21 protein-coding genes are annotated in these 19277 nt (G+C 71.3%); 7 read left to right on the top strand and 14 right to left on the bottom strand.

All coding sequences use genetic code 11. The features are described from left to right. Window positions 1–31: 31 nt before the first annotated feature. The 3 genes from B0I32_RS18830 to sigE all read right to left on the bottom strand — a co-directional run bounded on the left by B0I32_RS18830 (window position 32) and on the right by sigE (window position 3123). The gene (locus B0I32_RS18830; RefSeq protein WP_106240859.1) at window positions 32–1795 is read right to left on the bottom strand and encodes a S1C family serine protease; all 1764 of its coding nucleotides are present in this window, start codon (window positions 1793–1795) and stop codon (window positions 32–34) included. Between the two features lie 166 nt (window positions 1796–1961). Then, a complete protein-coding gene (locus B0I32_RS18825; RefSeq protein ID WP_106240857.1) occupies window positions 1962–2489 on the bottom strand; it encodes an anti-sigma factor family protein in 528 nt (175 codons plus the stop codon). A gap of 1 nt (window position 2490) precedes the next feature. Continuing rightward, on the bottom strand, window positions 2491–3123 hold the full coding sequence (sigE, locus tag B0I32_RS18820) for an RNA polymerase sigma factor SigE (protein WP_106240854.1): 633 nt from the start codon (window positions 3121–3123) through the stop codon (window positions 2491–2493). 173 nt (window positions 3124–3296) lie between these two features. On the opposite strand from sigE, the gene B0I32_RS18815 reads away from it, so the two are divergent. Then, window positions 3297–3935 (top strand): O-methyltransferase, encoded by a 639-nt coding sequence (locus tag B0I32_RS18815; protein ID WP_106240850.1) that lies wholly within the window; start codon window positions 3297–3299, stop codon window positions 3933–3935. Between the two features lie 93 nt (window positions 3936–4028). Here the strand turns inward: B0I32_RS18815 and B0I32_RS18810 are convergent, their stop codons facing one another. Together B0I32_RS18810 and B0I32_RS18805 are read right to left on the bottom strand one after the other, a co-directional pair. Beyond that, window positions 4029–5432, bottom strand: a complete 1404-nt coding sequence (locus B0I32_RS18810) for a leucyl aminopeptidase (RefSeq protein WP_106240848.1) — start codon at window positions 5430–5432, stop codon at window positions 4029–4031. Window positions 5433–5511: 79 nt separating this feature from the next. Continuing rightward, window positions 5512–5679 carry a DUF3117 domain-containing protein gene (locus B0I32_RS18805; protein WP_020545024.1) on the bottom strand — a complete coding sequence of 56 codons (168 nt, stop codon included), beginning with the start codon at window positions 5677–5679 and terminating at the stop codon, window positions 5512–5514. 159 nt (window positions 5680–5838) lie between these two features. Here B0I32_RS18805 and B0I32_RS18800 point away from each other — a divergent pair, with 159 nt between their 5' ends. The 3 genes from B0I32_RS18800 to B0I32_RS18790 are packed head-to-tail and all read left to right on the top strand — an operon-like array spanning window position 5839 to window position 9692. Then, window positions 5839–6636: a PaaX family transcriptional regulator gene (locus tag B0I32_RS18800; RefSeq protein WP_245955897.1), complete on the top strand. Its 798-nt coding sequence runs from the start codon at window positions 5839–5841 to the stop codon at window positions 6634–6636. Between the two features lie 11 nt (window positions 6637–6647). Next, window positions 6648–7409, top strand: a complete 762-nt coding sequence (locus B0I32_RS18795; RefSeq protein WP_106241064.1) for an enoyl-CoA hydratase-related protein — start codon at window positions 6648–6650, stop codon at window positions 7407–7409. A gap of 36 nt (window positions 7410–7445) precedes the next feature. Next, on the top strand, window positions 7446–9692 hold the full coding sequence (locus B0I32_RS18790; protein WP_106240845.1) for a polysaccharide lyase 8 family protein: 2247 nt from the start codon (window positions 7446–7448) through the stop codon (window positions 9690–9692). Here the strand turns inward: B0I32_RS18790 and B0I32_RS18785 are convergent. The 6 genes from B0I32_RS18785 to B0I32_RS18760 form a co-directional block, all read right to left on the bottom strand. Further along, the gene (locus tag B0I32_RS18785) at window positions 9664–10170 is read right to left on the bottom strand and encodes a DNA-3-methyladenine glycosylase I (RefSeq protein WP_245955913.1); all 507 of its coding nucleotides are present in this window, start codon (window positions 10168–10170) and stop codon (window positions 9664–9666) included. The genes B0I32_RS18790 and B0I32_RS18785 overlap by 29 nt on opposite strands. Window positions 10171–10211: 41 nt before the next feature. Further along, window positions 10212–11045, bottom strand: coding sequence for a hypothetical protein (locus tag B0I32_RS18780; protein ID WP_106240840.1), 834 nt, complete (start codon window positions 11043–11045; stop codon window positions 10212–10214). Window positions 11046–11127: 82 nt separating this feature from the next. After that, window positions 11128–11712 (bottom strand): LOG family protein, encoded by a 585-nt coding sequence (locus B0I32_RS18775; RefSeq protein WP_106240837.1) that lies wholly within the window; start codon window positions 11710–11712, stop codon window positions 11128–11130. A gap of 20 nt (window positions 11713–11732) precedes the next feature. Further along, window positions 11733–12530, bottom strand: a complete 798-nt coding sequence (locus B0I32_RS18770) for an LOG family protein (protein ID WP_106240835.1) — start codon at window positions 12528–12530, stop codon at window positions 11733–11735. Window positions 12531–12746: 216 nt separating this feature from the next. Then, the gene (gene dapE, locus B0I32_RS18765) at window positions 12747–13802 is read right to left on the bottom strand and encodes a succinyl-diaminopimelate desuccinylase (protein WP_106240833.1); all 1056 of its coding nucleotides are present in this window, start codon (window positions 13800–13802) and stop codon (window positions 12747–12749) included. Further along, window positions 13802–14635, bottom strand: a complete 834-nt coding sequence (locus tag B0I32_RS18760; protein WP_106241062.1) for a 2,3,4,5-tetrahydropyridine-2,6-dicarboxylate N-succinyltransferase — start codon at window positions 14633–14635, stop codon at window positions 13802–13804. The genes dapE and B0I32_RS18760 overlap by 1 nt, the downstream gene beginning before the upstream one ends. A 43-nt stretch (window positions 14636–14678) precedes the next feature. Here B0I32_RS18760 and B0I32_RS18755 point away from each other — a divergent pair, with 43 nt between their 5' ends. Next, window positions 14679–15494 (top strand): hypothetical protein, encoded by an 816-nt coding sequence (locus B0I32_RS18755; RefSeq protein WP_106241060.1) that lies wholly within the window; start codon window positions 14679–14681, stop codon window positions 15492–15494. Between the two features lie 55 nt (window positions 15495–15549). On the opposite strand, the gene B0I32_RS18750 is transcribed toward B0I32_RS18755, so the two are convergent. From B0I32_RS18750 to fdxA, 3 genes are all read right to left on the bottom strand, one after another. Further along, complete coding sequence (locus tag B0I32_RS18750) at window positions 15550–16206, bottom strand: DUF4178 domain-containing protein (protein ID WP_245955896.1); 657 nt, start codon at window positions 16204–16206, stop codon at window positions 15550–15552. A 93-nt stretch (window positions 16207–16299) separates the two neighbouring features. After that, window positions 16300–17370, bottom strand: a complete 1071-nt coding sequence (gene dapC, locus B0I32_RS18745; protein ID WP_106240828.1) for a succinyldiaminopimelate transaminase — start codon at window positions 17368–17370, stop codon at window positions 16300–16302. A gap of 116 nt (window positions 17371–17486) precedes the next feature. Continuing rightward, window positions 17487–17813, bottom strand: a complete 327-nt coding sequence (fdxA, locus tag B0I32_RS18740; RefSeq protein ID WP_106240826.1) for a ferredoxin — start codon at window positions 17811–17813, stop codon at window positions 17487–17489. A gap of 105 nt (window positions 17814–17918) precedes the next feature. On the opposite strand from fdxA, the gene B0I32_RS61700 reads away from it, so the two are divergent. Beyond that, window positions 17919–18149 carry a putative acetyltransferase gene (locus B0I32_RS61700; RefSeq protein ID WP_106240824.1) on the top strand — a complete coding sequence of 77 codons (231 nt, stop codon included), beginning with the start codon at window positions 17919–17921 and terminating at the stop codon, window positions 18147–18149. Between the two features lie 17 nt (window positions 18150–18166). Next, complete coding sequence (locus tag B0I32_RS18730; protein WP_245955895.1) at window positions 18167–19237, top strand: ABC transporter substrate-binding protein; 1071 nt, start codon at window positions 18167–18169, stop codon at window positions 19235–19237. Window positions 19238–19277: the final 40 nt, after the last annotated feature.

The following is a 19277-nucleotide window of genomic DNA, read 5'->3' as shown; positions in this document are numbered from 1 at the left end:
CCGGAGCCCGGAACTCTGGTCGTGGTGCCGGTCAGGACGGTGACGGCGTGGGCTCGTCGTCCGCCGTCACGACGAGCGTGGCGGAGCGTTCCTTGCCGTCGCGCTGGTACTTGACGTTGATCTTGGCGCCCGGAGCCTTGCTGCGGATCAGGGCGATCAGCTCGTTGCCGTCCTGCAGCGCCAGCCCGTCGATCTCCAGGATCACGTCACCCGCCTTCAGGCCGGCCTTCCCGGCCGGCCCGTTGGCGTCCACCGGCTGCTGGCCGCCGGCCGGCTCGGTGGCGATCTTCACGCCGGCCCCGCGGTAGTCCTTCTCCAGCACGATGCCGATCTTGGGCCGCTTGGCCTTGCCGGTCGTGATCAGCTCTTCCGCCACCCGGCGCGTCTGGTTGACGGGGATCGCGAAGCCCAGGCCGATGCTGCCGCTCTGGCTGCTCATCGAGCGCCCGAGCGTGGCGATCGCCGAGTTGACGCCGACGACCTCGCCCCGGCCGTTCACCAGCGGCCCGCCCGAGTTGCCGGGGTTAATGGCCGCGTCGGTCTGGATCGCGCTGATGTACGCGGGCTCCTCGGCGCTGGTGCCGGTGTCGTCACCCGCGATGACCGGGCGGTTGAGCGAGCTGACGATGCCGGTCGTCACCGTGCCGGTCAGGCCCAGGGGAGAGCCGATGGCGATGACGGGGTCGCCCACCACGACCTGGTCGGAGTTGCCGAGGGTGATCTCCGGCGTCCCGAACGTCTCCTCCGGCTTGACCACGGCCAGGTCGGAGCCGGGGTCGCGGCCGACGATGCGGGCCGAGGTGGTCTTGCGGTTGTTGAACATGATCCGGATCTCGCCGCCCTTGGCGGCCAGCGAGACCACGTGGTTGTTGGTGACCACGTAGCCGTTCTTGATCAGGAAGCCGGAGCCGGAGGCGCCCTCGGTGTTGCTGCCGTTGCCGACCTCCAGCGAGACCACGCTGGGCAGCACCCGCGAGGCCACGCCGGCGACCGAGTCGGGGGCGCGGTTGGTGGCGCCGGTCGGGAGCGGGCCGAGGCTGTAGGAGGGGTCGTTGCCGCCGGCCGGCTTGGTCAGCAGGTAGGTGCCGACGCTGCCGAGCATCGAGGCGCCCAGGGCGATCACCACGGCCAGCACGACGAGGAGGCCGGTGGAGGGGCCGCGCCTGGCCGCGCCCGTGCCCTGCGGACCGGGGGGCGGTGGCGCCCAGCCCGTGCCCATGCCGAGTGCCTGGCGCGGGGGCGGCGGAGCGGATCCGCCGTAGGGGCGGGCGCCGCCGTAGGGCGGCTGCTCGCCCGAGGAGCCGAACGGCGGGCCCTCGTAGGAGCGCGCGCCGCTGTCGGACGCGCCGAAGAAGGGGCTGTCGTAGGCGCGGGTGCCGTTGTCGGGCGGGTTTCCGCCGGACGGACCTCCGCCGGACGAGCCGTAGGGCTGCCCGGAGCCCCCGCCGTCGGGAGGACCGAACGTGGGGGCGCTGAACTGGGGGCCGGTCTGAGGACCGGTCTGGGAGCCGGCGTAGGGACCGGTTCGGGGGTCGGTGCGGGGGTCGTGGGAGGACGCGCCGGATGGGGAGCCGCTGGAGGATGAGGCGTCGTACGAGCGGTATTCGTACGGCGGCGAGCCGTAGCCCTCGGAGCGGCCCGACGGGTCGCCCCACGACGAGCCGAACGAGGCGGGCGGCTCGGGCCGCCTGCCGTCGTAGTCGGACCTGTCGTCCGCGGGCAGGAAGTCCGGCCGCCCCTGTGGCTCGGGGTAGTCCGACGGCGTGCGTCCTTCTCTGGGGCGCTCGTCGGTCATCTAAGTCTCACCACTCCTTGGCTCGGCCACCGCAATCCTCGCTACTGCGGCATACGAGGGTCATAAAGCTTTAGTCAGGACTTGCTTGTGACAATTCCCGAACCCAGATCGTATGCCCCGCTCGCCGCCGACTACGCCAACCGTCTGTCCCCGGCATACCGGGGGGTCAAGGCGTGGCGGTGGAAGGAGCGTTCGTAGGCGTAGTACGAGCCTGCTGCTGGAACAGTTCAACCGGCGGAGCCGGATTGTTCTGCCCCACGCCCGAGGCGGCGAAGAAGGTGCCGAGCGCCACGGCCGCGGAGACCACCCCGACCGCCACGTACGTCGTGCGCCTCCTAGAACCGCGGCCAGGGCCCGAGCCCCCACCGGTGGCGTCCCTGCGCGGGCGGTTGTCCAGCGGCGCGATGCTGTGGGGACCGGGGATGGGCACACCGCCGAACGTGCGGGAGGGGAAAGGGCGCTCCCTCGGCGGCAGCGGGCCGCCCGGCTCCGCCATCCTGAGCAGCGACATGGTCAGGTCGGCCGGCATCGCCGGAGTCTCCAGCGAGCGCAGGCGCGTCTTCAGCGCCCGCATCGACTCGACCTCACGCCTGCAGTCAGCGCAGAAAGTCAGATGGGCGAGCGCGCGCTCACGTTCGGTGTGGTTGAGCTCTCCGTCGACGAGCGCGGATACACGTTCTCCAAGATGAGCCATATCAGACTTCCTCCCCACGGATCACGGTCGGGGGGAGTTGAGAATTACGGGGGGCCCGATGGTCGAGCGCCTCCCGCAACTGCGCCCGGCCACGGTGAATACGGCTTCGGACCGTACCCAGCTTGACGCCGAGCGTGGCCGCGATCTCCTCGTAAGACAGGCCCTCGATGTCACACAGCACGATCGCGGCCCGGAACTCGGGGGCGAGCGCGTCGAGGGCGGCCTGGATGTCGGGCTCCAAGTGAGCGTCGTCGAGCGCCTGCGCCGGCGACGGCTCGCGGCCGCGCAGCCGCTCGGCGGCGTCGTCGGCCAGACCTTCGAACCTGATGCGCTGCTTGCGCCGCGCCATGTCGAGGAACAGGTTCGTCGTGATCCGGTGCAGCCACCCCTCGAACGTGCCGGGGGTGTAGCTCGACAGCGACCTGAAAACCCGGACGAAGACCTCCTGCGTCAGGTCTTCGGCATCGTGAACGTTGCCGGTCAGCCGGTAGGCCAGCCGATACACACGCGCGGAGTGAGTCCGCACCACTTCCTCCCAGGTGGGAGGCGTCCAGTCAGACGAAACGGGAGTATCCGGCTGGTGGTCGCTTTCGTCCACCAGGACTCCTCTCTCTGGGACCACCGCTACCGCCATAGTGCCTGGTTTCGTCCCTTCGTGCGTACTGCCTGCCTTCCGGACCGGCAAAGCCCGTTTAAACCTGCAACGCCTTAGGTCCCTCCTGAGTTCCCGTCCCGGCGTGTCTCCCCTAGGCTGCGATCGGTGCCAATCTCGCGGACCAATCGCACGAAAGTGGGGGGAGGGGGCCGATGACCAGTCCGGTGGAGGCCACTCTGGCCTATGCGGAGCAGTTCCATCACGAAGATGAGATCCTGCACGCGGCGCGTCAGCGCGGGCTTGAGATGGGGGCCATGCCCATCCTTCCCGGCGGAGGGGCGGCCCTGTGCTTCCTCGCCACCGCCGTGAACGCCAAGTCCGTCGTCGAGGTCGGCACGGGCTGCGGGGTGTCGGGGCTGTGGCTGCTGCGCGGCATGCGCGCGGACGGCACGCTGACCAGCGTCGACGTCGAGCCCGAGCATCAGCGGCTGGCCAGGCAGGCGTTCGCGGAGGCCGGGTTCTCCGGCGGCCGGGTGCGTCTCATCTCGGGGCGGGCGCTCGACGTGCTGCCGCGGCTGTCCGACGGCGGCTACGACATGGTGTTCGCCGACGCCGCGAAACACGAATACGCCGACTACCTGGCCGAGGCCGTCCGGCTGCTGCGCGTGGGCGGCATCGTGGCCTTCGACAACATGTTGTGGCACAACCGGGTGGCCGACCCCGCGCAGCGCGACACCGAGACGGTGACGCTGCGCGAGGTGGGCAAGCTGGTGCAGTCGGACGAGCGCCTGCGTTCGGTGCTGATGCCGCTGGGCGACGGCCTCCTCGCCGCCGTCAAGATCGCCGACTAGCCGGCGACGATCCGCCCGGCGGACCGGCCGCGGGCGCGCCCGTCCGGCGCGACGCCGTACGGGCGCGGGCGGACCGCTGCGGCGGGACTCCGGTCAGCGTCGGGTGAGCCACTCCAGCAGGACGCGGACGCCGAAGCCGGTGGCGCCCTTGCTGAGGGTGCCCTCGTCGACCGTGCTGCGCCCGACGCCGGCGATGTCGAGGTGCGCCCACGGCCGCCGGCCCGCGAACTCCCGCAGGAACAGCGCCGCCGTGATGGAGCCCGCGCCGAACCTGGACCCGGACTCGACGTTGGCCAGGTCGGCGATCGACGACTCCAGCGCGGGCGCGTAGTCCTCGATCAGCGGCATCCGCCACAGCCGGTCGTCGGCGGCCTGCCCGGCCTCCACGAGCTCCTTGGCCAGGACGTCGTCCGGGGAGTAGACGGCGCCGACGTGACGCCCGAGCGCGACCGTGATCGCCCCGGTCAGCGTGGCGACGTCGACCACCGCGTCGGGGTCGAGCACGGCGTCGGCGTAGGCCAGCGCGTCGGCCAGCACCAGCCGCCCCTCGGCGTCGGTGTTGAGCACCTCGACCGTGCGGCCGCCGTAGGGGGTGATGACGTCGCTGGGCCGCTGGGCGGTGCCGGACGGCATGTTCTCGGCGGCGGCGACGAGCCCGGTCACGCGTACGGGAGCCTTGAGCGCGGCCAGCGCGCCGAGCACGGCGATGACGACCGCGCCGCCCGCCATGTCGGTCTTCTGCGTCTTCATGTTCTCGTTCGGCTTGAGCGACAGCCCGCCCGAGTCGAACGTGATGCCCTTGCCCACGAGCACCACGTGGCGCTCGGCCGGCTCGGCGGGCGTGTAGGAGAGCTTGATCAGCCGGGGCGGCCTGGCCGAGCCCTTCCCGACGGCGAGGATGCCGCCGAACCCGTCGGCCCGCAGCCGCTCCTCGTCCCACACCTCGACCGGCACGCCGGTCTCGGCGGCCCGCTCGGCGAGCCAGGACGGGTCCTTGACGGACGAGGGCGTGTTGGCCAGGTCGCGGGCGAGCGCCACGGCCCCCGCCACCTCGGCGGCGCGGCGCACGGGCGCCTCGTCCGCGCCGGCGAAGACCAGGGCCCGCACGGGCTTCCTGCCCGCGGCGCCGATCTTGAAGGAGTAGGCGGCCAGCAGCGCCGCCTCGGCGAACGCGGCCACGTCGCCCTCGGGCACCACCACGGTCAGCGTGTCGCGGCCCTTGACCTTCCTGGTCAGCGCCGCGGCGGCCCGGCGCAGGGCGCGGGGTGAGCCGTCGCCGACGCCGTACAGCAGGACCCGTCCCACGCCGCCGGCCCGCGCCACCGGGACCTCGACGATCTCCCCCGCCTCTCCCTTGGCCTCGTAGTGCGCCAGCAGGTCGGGCACCGGCAGGTGCAACTCGACCGCGGGAGCGAGGTCGGAGGCGTAGGGTACGGCCAGGAGTTCGGCATCGCCGGGAACCTCGGCGATCACCGACGCCGTGGTCTCAATGGGCACGGGAACATCTCCTCAAACGTCAGCGACCCTGGCGCCGGGCCACGCCAGGGTCGTCAATCAAGTGGTCTCTCGGGAGCTCTCAGCCGACGACGTTCTTCAACGCCTCGCCGAGGGCCTTCGCCTCGTCGGCGGAGATCTCCACGACGAGCCGGCCGCCACCCTCCAGGGGGACCCGCATGACAATGCCGCGCCCTTCCTTGGTGACCTCGAGCGGACCATCGCCGGTCCGCGGCTTCATCGCCGCCATGCGTGCATCCCTTCCTGCCTTGGGCTCCCGCGGCCCGCGATTTCCGACCTCCCGAGGGGGTGGTCGGCGCATTCACGTCTTCTGTGATGTCCTATTCTCCCGCATCGAGAGCGCTCATGGGTAACGATCTCCTCCCAGAATGCGTTGTCGAGGCGTGCGATGACGTCCAAACTGGACCTCGTGCACGCTCGCGCCGCTCTGTTCGACCTGTATGGCGACCACTTACGCTCACGCGGTGGACAGGCCTCCGTCGCCGCGCTCGTCCGGCTGATGAAACCCCTGGACATCGCCGCTCCCGCCGTGCGCACGGCGGTTTCCCGCATGGTGCGGCAGGGATGGCTGCGACCGCTGAGACTGCCGCAGGGCGCCGGCTACGGGCTGACGCCGAAATGCGTCAGGCGACTGGATGAGGCCGCACTGAGAATTTACCGAGCCGGAACGCTGACCTGGCACGGCCGCTGGCATCTGATCGTCTTCGAGGCGGTCAAGGAGCGTCCGCGAAGAGAGCGGCTCAGGGCCGACCTGACCTTCCTGGGCTACGCGTCGCTGTCGGAGACCACCTGGATCGGTCCGCGCTCGTCGATCGAGCTGGACAACCTGCTCGAAGGCGAGGGGGTGCGGGCCGACCGGTTCGACGCCGGGCTTGAGGGCGACCCGCGCGAGCTGGTGGCCAGGGCCTGGGATCTGACCGCCATCGGCGAGGCGTACGAGAGCTGGCACGCCGAAGCTGTCACGCTGATCAGCACGCTGCCCGAACAGGCCCCGGCCGACCTGGTGTTCGCCACGAGGAGCAGACTCGTGCACGGGTGGCGCAACTTCCTGTTCCGCGACCCCGGCCTCCCGCCGGAGCTGCTGCCCGCGGGCTGGCCGGGCGAGAAGGCCAGGGTCTACTTCGAGCAGGAAGCCGCCCGGCTGCTGCCCGCAGCCGCCGCGTTCGTCGACAGGGAGTTGATGTGATCCGCTACGAGATGGCCGACGCCGTCGCCACCGTCACCCTCGACCGTCCCGAGGCGATGAACTCGCTGACCGCCGAGACCAAGCAGGAACTGCTCGCCGGCCTGCGCCGCGCCGCCGCCGACCGCGCGGTCAGGGCTGTGCTGCTGACCGGCTCGGGCCGGGCCTTCTGCGCCGGGCAGGACCTGCGTGAGCACGCCGCGAACCTTGAGGCGGGCCGCGGCCTGGCCGACACCGTGCGCGCGCACTACAACCCGATCGTGGAGCTGATCGCCACCATGGCCAAGCCGGTGGTGGCCGCCGTCAACGGCGTGGCCGCTGGCGCGGGCGCGTCCCTGGCCTTCGCCTGCGACCTGCGGGTGGCCTCGGAGAAGGCGAAGTTCGCGCTGGCGTTCGCCGGCATCGGCCTGGCGCCCGACACGGGCGCGTCGTGGACGCTGCAGCGCCTGGTCGGCCCCGGCAGGGCCGCCGAGCTGATGCTGCTCGGCGAGGCACTGGACGCGGCCCGCGCGCTGGAGCTGGGCCTGGTCACCCGGGTGGTGCCGCCCGGCGAGGTGCTGAAGACCGCCCAGGACCTCGCGGTACGGCTGGCGCAGGGCCCCACGCTGGCCTACGCCGCCACCAAGCGGGCGCTGGCCTACGCCGCCACGCACTCCCTGCCCGACTCGCTCGCCCTGGAGGCCGAGCTGCAGGACGAATGCGTCGCGACCCGCGACCACCGCGAGGCCACCCGGGCCTTCCTGGCCAAGGAAGTGCCGGCGTTCAACGCGGAGTGACCGGGCCGCCACGTCCGCGTGGGTAAGGCTGGTGCCATGCGCTCTTCCCGCTCCGCCCGCCCGTCCGCTCCGTACGACTTCGAGAGGCTGCGCGCGAGCGCCGTGAACCTGCTGACGGGCGGCGGGTTCGACGCCTCCGACCCGGTCTACGAGCGGCCGCTGACCACCCTGAGCGAGCGCGCCGCCGGCTGGCTGGCCGGGATGGCGCCCGGTCTCATCTGGCCGGACCTGCCGCTCGGGGATCGGCCCGGCCGCGTGACGGGCAGCTACGGCCGGCTGCGGCTGATCGCCACCGCCTGGGCCACGCCCGGCACCGCCCAGCACGGCGACGACGCCGTGGCGGCCCGGGTGATCGAGGCGCTGGACCTGCTGCACGAGGGGCACTACAACGAGCGGCTCGCGGAGACGGGCAACTGGTGGTTCTGGGAGATCGGCACGCCCGCCGAGCTGGCCCGGGTGTGCGTGCTGCTCGGCGACCGGCTCGACGCGGGCCGGGCGGAGGCGTACCTGAGGGCGATCGACCGGTTCTGTCCCGACGCCGACCGGCGCGCGGGCTGGCCGGACGCCTCGGAGAGCGGCTCCAACCGGGCCGACAAGGCCTCCATCGTGGCCTTCCGCGGCGTGGCCGGGCGTGATCCCGGCAAGCTGGCGCTGGCCCGCGACGGGCTGTCCGACGTACGCGACGGCGGGCGCCACAGCGTGTTCTCCTACGCCGAGAGCGGCGACGGCTTCTACCGCGACGGCTCGTTCATCCAGCACGGCAGCGTGGCCTACACGGGCTCCTACGGCCTGTCCCTGCTCATCGCGGTCTCCGAGAGCGTGGCGCTGCTGCACGGCTCCCCCTGGGAGGTGAGCGACCCCGGGCTGCGGGTGGTGCTGGACGCGGTCGAGCGCTCGTTCGCGCCCTTCGTCCACGACGGGCTGCTCATGGACACCGTCAGGGGGCGGGCGGCGACGCGGCAGGCGTTCTCCGACCGGGTGGCCGGCCATGGCGTGATCGGGGCCGTGCTGCTGCTGGCCGAGAGCGCGCCCGAGCCGTACCGGAGCCGGTTCAGGGCGCTGGCCAAGGGGTGGATCGAGCGCGGCGGGAGCCGCGCCTACCTGCGGCACGCCGATGTGCCCGAGACCAGGCGGGCGGTCGCGGTGCTGGACGACAAGAGCGTGGAGGCCGCGCCGGGACCGTCAGGGCACTTCGTGTTCCCCTCGATGGACCGGGTGGTGCACCGGCGGCCCGGCTGGTCGGTCGCGATCGGCATGTCGTCGCGGCGGGTCGCCGCCTACGAGGCGATCAACGGGGAGAACCCGCGCGGCTGGTACACCGGCGACGGCATGACCTACCTCTACACCGGCGACCTCGACCACTACGGGCACGACTTCTGGCCGACCGTAAATCCGTACCGGCTGCCCGGCACCACCGTGGACACCCGCGAGCGGGCCGGGCTCGACTTCACCGCCTACCGGCCGGCCAACGAGCAGGCGGGCGGGGTGGCGCTGGAGCGGCGGTACGGCGTCGCGGCCATGGAGCTGGCCGGCGACGGCGTCAGCCTGCGGGCGCGCAAGTCGTGGTTCTGCCTCGACTCCGCCGTGGTGGCGCTGGGCAGCGGCATCACCAGCACCGACGGCCGCCGGATCGAGACCGTGGTGGAGAACCGGGCCACGCGGGCGGAGCCGTACCTGGGCGACGGGTGGGCCCACCTGCCAGGAGCGGGCGGCTATGTCTTCGAGGGCGTCTCGACGCTGGTGGAGACGCGGACGGGCCGCTGGCGCGACATCAACGCGGGCGACGACACCGAGGGCGCCGCCGACCTCGTCTCCCGGCGTTACGTGACGTTCTGGTACGACCACGGCGTCGACCCGTGCGACGCCGCCTACGCCTACGTCCTGCTGCCGAACGCCACCCGCGAGCGCACCAGGTCCTTCCACCGCGCCCGGCCCGCGCGGGTGCTTGCCAACACGCGGGACGTGCAGGCCGTACGGACGCGCTCGCTGCTCGGAGCCACGTTCTGGACGCCGGGGACGGCGGGGATCGTCAGCGTGGACCGGCCCTGCGTGGTGATGCTGCGCCGGGCCGGCGAACGGCTCTCCCTGGCCGTGGCCGACCCGAGCAGGACCGTGGACGTCGTGACGATCACGCTCGGCCGCTCCGCCCGCGAGGTCGTCAGCGCCGACGAGACCGTCAGCGTGCGCACGGGCCGGACCCCCGCGATCACCGTGGCCGTCGGCGGGTCGCTGGGCCGCAGCCACGGCGTGGAGCTCAGCGGCTCCGCGCCAGGCAGTCCTTGATGTGGTCGTTGACCAGGCCGATCGCCTGCATCAGCGCGTAGGCCGTGGTCGGGCCGACGAACCGGAAGCCGTGTTTCTTCAGCTCCTTGGCCAGCGCCTTCGAGCCGGGGGTGACGGCGGGCACGTCGGCCATCGTCGCGGGCACGGGAGCATCGGGGTCGGCGTGCCGCCACACCAGCTCCGACAGGCCGCCGGGCAGGTCGTGGGCGGCCCTGGCGTTGCCGATGACGGCCTCGATCTTGGCCCGGTTGCGGATGATCCCCGCGTCGCCGAGCAGGCGCTCCACGTCCTGCTCCGTGTACGCGGCCACCTTCGGGATCGAGAAGCGGTCGAAGGCGGCGCGAAAGTTCTCCCGTTTGCGCAGGATCGTCAGCCATGACAGGCCCGACTGGAACGTCTCCAGTGAGACCCGCTCGAAGACCTCGTCGTCGCCCTTGAGCGGGCGGCCCCACTCGTCGTCGTGGTAGGCGAGGTACATCGGGTCGGCCAGGCCCGCCCAGGTGCAGCGGATGGGCTCGGTCACGGGCGCTCGTCACCGTCCTTGCTCAGGCCGGCGGGCCGGGGCTCGTCCGCGCCGCCGTCCGGGGCCTGCTCGCGCAGCGCCACCGTCTCGTCGGCCTTCTCATCGTCGCCCTTCACGTCGTCGGCCTTCTCATCGTCGGCCTTCACGTCGTCGGCCTTCACGTCGTCGGCCTTCACGTCGTCGGCCTTCACGTCGTCGGCCGCGGCCTCGCCGGTCTGGTCGGGCCGCTCTTGCGCGGGTTCCGTGGCGGGTTCGTCGTCGGCCTTCGCGGCGGTCTCGTCCACGTTCTGAACGTCCTGGGCCGCCGCGTCGTGGGCCTCGCCGTTGCGGGCGGCGGCGCCGCCCGGCTGGGCCACCCGCCACTCCGGCGGGCGCTTGAGCTGCGCGGCGTGCTCCCACGTCGCCGTGGCCTCGCCCGCCGGCACGGGATCGCCGGACTCGGGCAGCTCACGCGGCGCGGCCGGCGCCTCGGGCTCGTGCTCGGTACGCGGCCCCGCCCCCGGCGCGGCGTAGACCTCCTGCCGCGCGTACAGCCGGCTCGACAGCAGCTCGGAGACCCGCTGCTCCAGGACCGCGATCCTGGTGTCGCGGGCGCTGATCGCGCCGGCGGCCCTGCGCAGGGTCTCGTCGACGCTCTGCGTGTGGTAGCCGACCAGGTTGACCGGCAGTTGGAGCGCCATGAAGTCGACCGCGGTGAGCTGCCCCGCCTCGGGCAGGTCGAGCGGCGGCACGTCGGGCGGGAACTCGGTCAGCTCACCGCCCCTGCCGAGGGAGACCAGCACCACGCAGGCCAAGATGGCGACGGCGGCGATGGCGAGTATGACCAGCACATTGGCATCGTACTCATACCATCGGGGCACGAGGTCACGCACTTGCCGCGTCCGGCCCCGGATGAGAGCGAAGCCGCGCAGGTCAGCCCGCGGCCTCGCCGAGTTCGGCGACGCTCGGCCGTACCGGCTGGGTGCGCGCTTCGAGCGCGGCGAACGCCTCCGTCACGGTCGAGGTCCAGGAGATCGCGTCGAAGACGTCGGGGCGGGTGAAGCCCTGCTCGTACATGCCGTCGACCAGGGCCTTGAGCGGGTCGTACAGGCCGTAGGGGTCGAGGATGACCAGCGGGCGATCGTGCAGGCCGAGCACGCGGGCGGTCCAGATCTCGAACAGCTCCTCCAGCGTGCCGATGCCGCCGGGCAGCACCAGGAACGCGTCGGAGCGGGCGTCCATGATGCCCTTGCGCTCGCGCATGTCGGCCGTGACGATCAGCTCGTCCGACTCCTCGTCGGCCACCTCCATGTCCACCAGTGCCTGCGGGATCACCCCGACCGTCCGGCCTCCGGCGGCCCTGGTGGCGGCGGTGACGGCGCCCATGCAGGACACCGACCCGCCGCCGCTCACCAGGGTGTGGCCACGCCGGGCGAGCTCGGTGCCGACGTTCGCGGCCAGCTCGATGTACTTCTTGTCGATGTTGAGGCTTGAGGCGCAGTAGACGCAGATGTTCACGTCGTCAGAGCCTATTGGGCCTACTGGGGCTCCGCGGTCTGGGCGGCGGTGGCCTTCAGCTCCTCCTCGCGCTGCCGGGAACGGGCCCGGTCGGCGTCCACGATGATCCGTACGGCCTCGTCCACGTCGTCGGTCACGGTGATCAGGTCGAGGTCCTGCGGCGCGATCTTGCCGGTGCCGAGCAGCGTGCTCTTGATCCAGTCGAGCAGCCCGCCCCAGAACTCCGAGCCCATCAGCACCACGGGGAAGGAGGTGACCTTGCGGGTCTGCACCAGCGTGAGCGCCTCGAACAGCTCGTCGAGGGTGCCGAAGCCGCCGGGCAGGGCGATGAAGCCGCAGGAGTACTTGACGAACATCGTCTTGCGGACGAAGAAGTAGCGGAACTCGATACCGAGGTCGACGTAGTCGTTCATGCGCTGCTCGAAGGGGAGCTCGATGCCGAGCCCGACCGACACCGCGCCGTCGACGTCGAGCGCGCCCCGGTTGGCCGACTCCATGACGCCGGGCCCGCCACCGGTGATCACGGCGTAGCCGGTCTCGGCCAGCTTCCTGCCGAGCGCCCGGCCCATCGCATAGTCGGGCGTGTCGGACGCGGTGCGGGCCGAGCCGAACACGGTGACCGCCGGCGGCAGCTCGGCCAGCTGGCCGAAGCCCTCCACGAACTCCGCCTGGATGCGCAGCACCCGCCACGGGTCCATGTGGACCCAGTCGGAGGGTCCCTGGCGGGCCAGCAGCCGCTGGTCGTGGGTGGAGCTGGGGACGAGGTCGCCACGCACGAGGGCTTGCCCCTGGCGGCGCTCTCGACGAATCTTTTCCATGGGGATGACGCTAGCCCTTCTCACGCACGGTCGGTTCCACCGTCCCAGGCTGCCTGCCGCGGGCGAAATCGCTGGTGGGACAGACGGAACATTGTCTGAAAAAATCTGGACGAAGCCGGGAACCGGATTTCGACTCCCCCGCGTCTAACTGCCGAGGGTGCTGCTCGGGACTGAAAGTGGTCTTCCCCGCCAAATGGCCGGCGAGGAAGGCCACTTTCACATGTGGAGCCAGTCACGCATCGCCCGCTCGCTCTCCACGATCTTGGGCAGCGACACGTACTCGCCCTGCTGGTGGGCCAGGTTCGGGTCACCGGGGCCGTAGTTGACGGCCGGCACCCCCAGCGCGGAGAAGCGGGCCACGTCCGTCCAGCCCAGCTTGGCCCGCGGAGTGCCGCCGACGGCCGCGGTGAAGGCCGCCGCCACCGGATGCATCAGCCCCGGCCTGGCCGCGGGCGCGCCGTCCGTGAAGCTCACCGCGAAGCCGTCGAACACCTCGCGCACGTGCTCCTGCGCCGCCTCGATCGACAGGTCGGGGGCGAAGCGGTAGTTGACCGTCACCACGCACAGGTCGGGGATGACGTTGCCGGCCACGCCGCCGCGCACGCCGACCGCGTTCAGCCCCTCGTGGTATTCCAGCCCGTCGACCACCGGCCGGCGCGCCTTGTACGCGTTGAGCCTGGCCAGCACCGGCTCGATCCCGTGGATGGCGTTGACCCCGAACCACGACCTGGCGCTGTGGGAGCGCCGTCCTGTCACCGTCACCTCGGCCCGCAGGGTGCCCTGGCAGCCGCCCTCGATCACGCCGTCGGTGGGCTCCATCAGCACCGCGAAGTCGGCCTCCAGCCAGCCCGGATGCTCCCTGGCGACCCTGGTGAGGCCGTTGCGCTCGGCCTCGATCTCCTCGCAGTCGTAGAAGACGTAGGTCACGTCCCTGACGGGCGCGGGCACGGTGGCGGCCAGCCTGAGCGCGACCGCCACGCCGGCCTTCATGTCGGTGGTGCCGCACCCGTACAGCAGGTCGCCCTCGACCCGGCTGGGCAGGTTGCCCGCGAGGGGGACGGTGTCGAGGTGGCCCGCGATCAGCACGCGCTCGGCGTGCCCCTGCTCCGTGCGGGCCACGACCGTCTCGCCCGACCTGCTCACCTTCAGGTGCGGCAGCGCCGTCAGCGCCCGTTCGACCTCGTCGGCCAGCGCCTTCTCGGCGCCGCTCACCGACTCGATGTCCACGATCGCGGCGGTCAGGTCGCGTACGTCCTGGGTCAGGTCAAGCATCAGGTGTTCACTCCGTGTTCGCGCAGCACCTCGTTGAGCGCCGCCTTGTCGTGCCTGCGCCCCGGCTCCAGGCGCTTGATCACCAGCACGCAGGGCAGGCCGAACGTGCCGCCGGGGAACTCCTTCTGCCGCGTGCCGCCCACCGCCACGCACCACGCGGGGATGGCGCCGCGGGCCAGTTCTTCGCCGCTCTCCACGTCGATGACGGGCATCGAGGCGGACAGGATCGTTCCAGCGCCGACGACCGCGCCCTCGCCGACCCTGGCGCCCTCCACGATCATCGCCCGGCTGCCGATCAACGCGTCGTCCTCGACCACGACCGGCACCGCGCCGGGCGGCTCCAGCACGCCGCCGATGCCGACGCCGCCGGACAGGTGCACGTTCTTGCCGATCTGGGCGCAGGACCCGACCGTGGCCCAGGTGTCGACCATCGTGCCCGCGTCGACGTACGCGCCGATGTTCGTGAACGACGGCATCAGCACCACACCGGGCGCCAGGTAGGAGCCCCAGCGCGCGATCGCCCCCGGCACCACGCGGACGCCGTCGAGCGAGCTCTTGAGCGGATGCCGGTCGTGCTGGTGGAAGTCGCCCACCTGCGAGCGGACCAGGCCGAGCACCTTGAAGCTGAGCAGGATCGCCCGCTTGGCGCGCTCGTCCACGACGACCTCGCCGCCGACGAGGTGGGCCGCACGGGCCTGCCCTCTGTCGAGCAGGTCGATCGCGCCGACCACCAGGTGGCGTGCCTCGGCGTCGGCCGGCGACAGCTCCGCGCGGCGCTCCCACAGCTCGTCCACCACCGGGGGTATCGGTGAGGAGGTGCTCACGTGACTCATGGCCACGGAGCTTATCCGGCCGGGTAGGTTCTTCAGGGTGCGCGTGCGCTTCTCTCGTGGGGTCATCACCATCGTGGTCGTGGTCGTCGTGCTCGCGGTGGGCGTCTCGGTGGGCCTCTACCACCTGCTGAAGCGGGCGCCGAAGCTGGCCGTCGAGCCCGAGGCCTACTGCACCGCCGTCACGCCCGACGGCACCATCGGCCTCGACACCGAGCAGGCTCGGATCTCGGCCACCATCGCGGCCGTGGCGGCGCGCCGCCGGCTGCCCGAGCGGGCCGTGGTGATCGCGTACGCCACCGCGCTGCAGGAGTCGAAGCTGTCCAACCTCGGCTACGGCGACCGCGACTCGGTCGGGGTGTTCCAGCAGCGCGAGTCGCAGGGCTGGGGCAGGAAGAAACAGCTCATGGACCCCGTCTACGCCACGAACAAGTTCTTCGCCGCGCTGGTCAAGGTGAAGAACTACCGCAAGATCCCGCTGGCCGACGCGGCGCAGGCCGTGCAGCGCTCGGCGGGCGGCTACGCGTACGCGCCGCACGAGGGCGACGCGAAGATCCTCGCCGCCGCCTTCACCGGGCGGGTCCCGCGGGCCGTCCACTGCTGGTACCCCGCGGCCAAGAAGACCCCGCCGCCGCGGCCGAAGACCACCGAGGCGCGCAAGCAGCTGGCCCGGGCGCTGGGCAGCACCGCGATCACCTCGAAGAAGCGCGGCTGGCTGGTGGCCGCCTGGTCGGTGGCGCACGCCGAGCAGTACGCCATCAGCCGGGTCGGCTACAGCGGCGTGACCTGGTCCAACGACGTGGAGCTCGAAGGCTGGCAGGCGGGCGGCGAGGCCGGCGACCGCCAGGTCGAGCTGTCGTGAAGGCACACCTCAGGAGGGTCCTGAGGTGCTGCTCAGCAGGTTATGGAGGCGCTGCTCAGGAGGCGCGGCGGACGATGGAGATCGAGCCGGGCGGCAGCGGCTGGGCGTAACCGGCCGTCCACGAGCCGCCCTGGATGCGTTCGAAGGACAGCAGCCGCCCGTCGGCGGCCCGGTAGTCGGCGAAGTCGAGCAGGCCGCGCTCGGGGTAGCCGGTGTCGCCCTCGGTCCTGAACGCGGCCGTGCCGCGCTCGATCGGGAAGAACTCCACGCCCTCCATGATCAGCATGCTCTTGGCCGGAACCATGCCCTGCGTCGGCACGTCGTTCCAGAGCTGGACCTCCAGGTGCGGCGGATCACCGTCGCGCACCTCGACCGAGAGCCACTGGTAGCGCCGGGAGGCGTCGCGCAGGAAGAACTCGGTCCACTCCTGGCCCTGCCACGAGATGTACATCGCCCCGAGCACGCGAGCGCGTGACCCGTGCACCTGGATCCGGTCCCCGATCCGGAGGGTGCGAGGGTCGGTGTAGTCGGTGCCGACATGCGCCGGGACGCTCACCGGCGCCGCCAGCGGGGTCTCGAAGGACGCGACCTGTGCGGGCGGCGCGCTCGTGCGGCCTCTCCTGTCCTGCCGCAGGGTAGCCAAGAAGGCGCCCAGCAGCAGCAGGACGGTGGCGATGCTCAGCCCGAGTACGACCATGGAGGTCATGCTCATCGATCAGCTCGCTCCACTCGCGGTCTGCCTCGGCATAAGCCCTTATCAATTTATGCGTGCTCAAGCCAGTGGGAATGGCTATGACGGGCGATCCTACTGGAGGCGGCGCACCGCCGCACCGATCCGCTCATCAGTCGCGGTCATCGCGATGCGGATGTGGCGCCCACCTGCTGATCCGTAGAATTCCCCCGGCGCGACCAAAATCCCGATTTCGGAAAGCTTGGCTACCTGATCCCAGGCGTTCTGTCCGTTCGACGCCCAGAAGTACAGACCTGCCGTCGAATGGTCGATCTCCCAGCCGGCCTTCTCCAGTGCGGGCCGGATCAGCGCGCGGCGCGCGGCGTAGAGCTCACGCTGGTGCTCGGCGTGCTCGTCGTCGCCGAGCGCGGCCGTCATCGCGGCCTGCACGGGCTGCGGCATGATCATGCCGGCGTGCTTGCGGGTCTCCAGCAGCCGCTTGACCAGGACGGGATCGCCCGTCACGAACCCGGCGCGGTATCCGGCCAGGTTGGAGCGCTTGGAGAGCGAGTGGACGGCGAGCAGGCCCTCGTGGGAGCCGCCGCAGACGTCGGGGTGGAGGATCGAGATCGGCTGCTCTTCCCAGCCGAGCTCGATGTAGCACTCGTCGGAGGCCACGACGGCGCCGCGTTCGCGGGCCCAGGCCACGACCTTGCGCAGGTGTTCGGCGGGCAGCACGCGCCCCGTGGGGTTGCCGGGGCTGTTGACCCAGATGAGGTCCACGGGCTCGGGTCCGAGCGCGAGCGTGCTGTCGGACGCGGTGCCGACCGCGCCGGCGAGTCTGGCGCCCACGTCGTAGGTGGGGTAGGCCAGCTCGGGGAAGACCACCCGCTTGGCGCCCAGGTAGGTGGGCAGCCAGGCGACGAACTCCTTGGAGCCGATCAGCGGGAGCACGTCGCGCGGCCCGACCGTGACGCCGTGCCTGCGCCGCAGCCAGGCGGCGGCCGCCTCGCGCAGCGCCACGGTGCCGTGGGTCAGGGGGTAGCCGGGACTGTCGGCCGCCCCGGTCAGGGCGTCCTGGACGATCCGCGGCACGGGGTCGACGGGCGTGCCGACCGACAGGTCGACGATGCCGTCGGGATGCGCCAGCGCACGCTCTTTGTACGGCTCCAGCCGGTCCCAGGGGAAGTCAGGCAGTTTGTTCACGATTCTTCTCCTCGGCGTACTGGAGCGCGGCGGCCGTGGAAGGCCGCGTCACGGGCGCATGGCGCGCGAACGGGGCGCATCCCCTCGGATGCCCCCGTACACGGCGTCGGGACTCGTCAGTGGTCCTCGCCCTGCGGCGGCAGGGCGGCCACCACCGGATGGTCCTTCTCGATCTTGCCCACCTTCGAGGCGCCACCGGGCGAGCCGAGGTCCTCGAAGAAGTCCACGTTCGCCTTGTAGAAGTCCTTCCACTGCTCGGGAAGGTCGTCCTCGTAGAAAATGGCCTCGACGGGGCACACGGGTTCGCACGCGCCGCAGTCCACGCACTCGTCGGGGTGGATGTAAAGCATGCGCTCGCCCTCGTAGATGCAATCAACGGGGCATTCCTCGATGCACGCCTTGTCCAGGACGTCCACGCAAGGCTGCGCGATGACGTAGGTCACCTCGAGCTCCTTCTTCTCCGCACCATGGCATGACTCTGACCGCGGTTTGCTACGCCCTAGTATTGCCGTGCTTGCACGCTGGCCGAAACGGAGGGTGCCAAACTCATGGCCGCGCGCCTCGTCATCGCCATCACAAGTCACGATATAGGCGCACGGATCACCACCCGTAGACGCGTCCCCGGCGGGTTCAGCGACGCGGTGGGCGTGCTCGTGTCGTGGTCGGACGGACTTCTCAAAGTACGCAAAAGGGACGGCACTGTGGTGGAGATCCCCGAAGAGACACTCGTGGCCGCCAAGGTCGTTCCGGCCGCGCCTCCTCGACCTGGGCGGATGTAACGGTAAGTATTCATTACGTGACTGTACGTACCTGCGCCGCCGCAGCAGCCATCCTCGCCAGCGCCGGATGCGGCGCGTCGTCCACGGACACCGCCTCCACCGAGGCCAGGAACCTGCCGCCGATCAACACCGGAGCCACCTCGATGAAGGCCGGCTTCGGCACCATGGACCGCCTGGCCGAGGCCGCCAAGCGCGAGGGCGAGCTCAACGTGATCGCCCTGCCTCGCGAATGGGTCAACTACGGCGAGGTCATCGACACCTTCGCCGACAAGTACGACATCAAGGTCAACGAGCTGGAGCCCACGGCGAGCAGCAAGCGCGAACTGGACGCCGCCGCCCAGCTCAAGCCCGACGTGTTCGACCTGACGATGGACGTGGCCGTCTCCGCGGCCGACCGGTTCGCCCGCTATCAGGTCCAGGGCTGGCAGGACCTGCCCGACCACGTGAAGGAGCCGTCCGGCGCCTGGTACGCCGCGTACGGCGGCTACATGTCCATCGGCTACGACCCCCGCGCGGTCAAGCCGCCGGCCTCCTTCGCCGACCTGCTCGGGCCCGGCTACAAGGTCGCGCTCGACGGCGACCCGCTGCGCTCGGCGTCGGCCTTCGGCGGCGTCATGGCGGCGTCCATGCGCTCGGGGACGCCGCAGCCGCAGCAGGGCGTCGAGCTGTTCGCCAAGCTCAAGCAGGCGGGCAGGCTGACCGACCTGGCCAAGGCCAACGTGGTCATCGCCTGGGACCATCTCAACGCCCGCCGCAGCGCTGACCACGCCGACACCTGGAAGGTGACGATCCCCCGGGACGCGGCGCTCGGCGGCTACCACGTGCAGGCGATCAACAAGGCCGCCCCGCACCCGGCCGCCGCCCGGCTCTGGCAGGAGTTCCTCTTCTCCGACGAGGGCCAGAACCTGCTGCAGAAGGGGTACGCCCGGCCGGTGCGCGGCGAGGCGATGCTCATGAAGGGCACGCTCGACGGCGAGCAGGCGGCGAAATTGCCCAAGGCGCCCGGTCCGCCGGTGCTCATGACGATTCCGCAGGCAGACGCGGCGAAGGCGTACTTGAGGAAGGAGTGGAGCAAGAAGGTGGGATGAGTCCTATGTGACTTGATATGTCGTAGCGACAATCAGCCTC

The sequence above is a fragment of the Nonomuraea fuscirosea genome, from assembly GCF_003001935.1.
GTDB lineage: Bacteria > Actinomycetota > Actinomycetes > Streptosporangiales > Streptosporangiaceae > Nonomuraea > Nonomuraea fuscirosea.
The sequence above is the reverse complement of the archived record's forward strand: the minus strand, read 5'-3'. Positions and strand labels throughout refer to the sequence as shown.

Bases quoted from the DNA above. Each gene is read 5' to 3' on its own strand.
- B0I32_RS18770 (WP_106240835.1), bottom strand. From the start codon at position 12,530: ATGGAAAAGATTCGTCGAGAGCGCCGCCAGGGGCAAGCCCTCGTGCGT.
- B0I32_RS61700 (WP_106240824.1), top strand. From the start codon at position 17,919: ATGGCCGCGCGCCTCGTCATCGCCATCACAAGTCACGATATAGGCGCA.
- B0I32_RS18790 (WP_106240845.1), top strand. From the start codon at position 7,446: ATGCGCTCTTCCCGCTCCGCCCGCCCGTCCGCTCCGTACGACTTCGAG.
- B0I32_RS18785 (WP_245955913.1), bottom strand. From the start codon at position 10,170: ATGTACCTCGCCTACCACGACGACGAGTGGGGCCGCCCGCTCAAGGGC.
- B0I32_RS18825 (WP_106240857.1), bottom strand. From the start codon at position 2,489: ATGGCTCATCTTGGAGAACGTGTATCCGCGCTCGTCGACGGAGAGCTC.
- B0I32_RS18760 (WP_106241062.1), bottom strand. From the start codon at position 14,635: ATGAGTCACGTGAGCACCTCCTCACCGATACCCCCGGTGGTGGACGAG.
- B0I32_RS18750 (WP_245955896.1), bottom strand. From the start codon at position 16,206: ATGAGCATGACCTCCATGGTCGTACTCGGGCTGAGCATCGCCACCGTC.
- dapE (WP_106240833.1), bottom strand. From the start codon at position 13,802: ATGCTTGACCTGACCCAGGACGTACGCGACCTGACCGCCGCGATCGTG.
- B0I32_RS18830 (WP_106240859.1), bottom strand. From the start codon at position 1,795: ATGACCGACGAGCGCCCCAGAGAAGGACGCACGCCGTCGGACTACCCC.
- B0I32_RS18795 (WP_106241064.1), top strand. From the start codon at position 6,648: ATGGCCGACGCCGTCGCCACCGTCACCCTCGACCGTCCCGAGGCGATG.
- B0I32_RS18800 (WP_245955897.1), top strand. From the start codon at position 5,839: ATGACGTCCAAACTGGACCTCGTGCACGCTCGCGCCGCTCTGTTCGAC.
- sigE (WP_106240854.1), bottom strand. From the start codon at position 3,123: ATGGCGGTAGCGGTGGTCCCAGAGAGAGGAGTCCTGGTGGACGAAAGC.
- B0I32_RS18805 (WP_020545024.1), bottom strand. From the start codon at position 5,679: ATGGCGGCGATGAAGCCGCGGACCGGCGATGGTCCGCTCGAGGTCACC.
- B0I32_RS18815 (WP_106240850.1), top strand. From the start codon at position 3,297: ATGACCAGTCCGGTGGAGGCCACTCTGGCCTATGCGGAGCAGTTCCAT.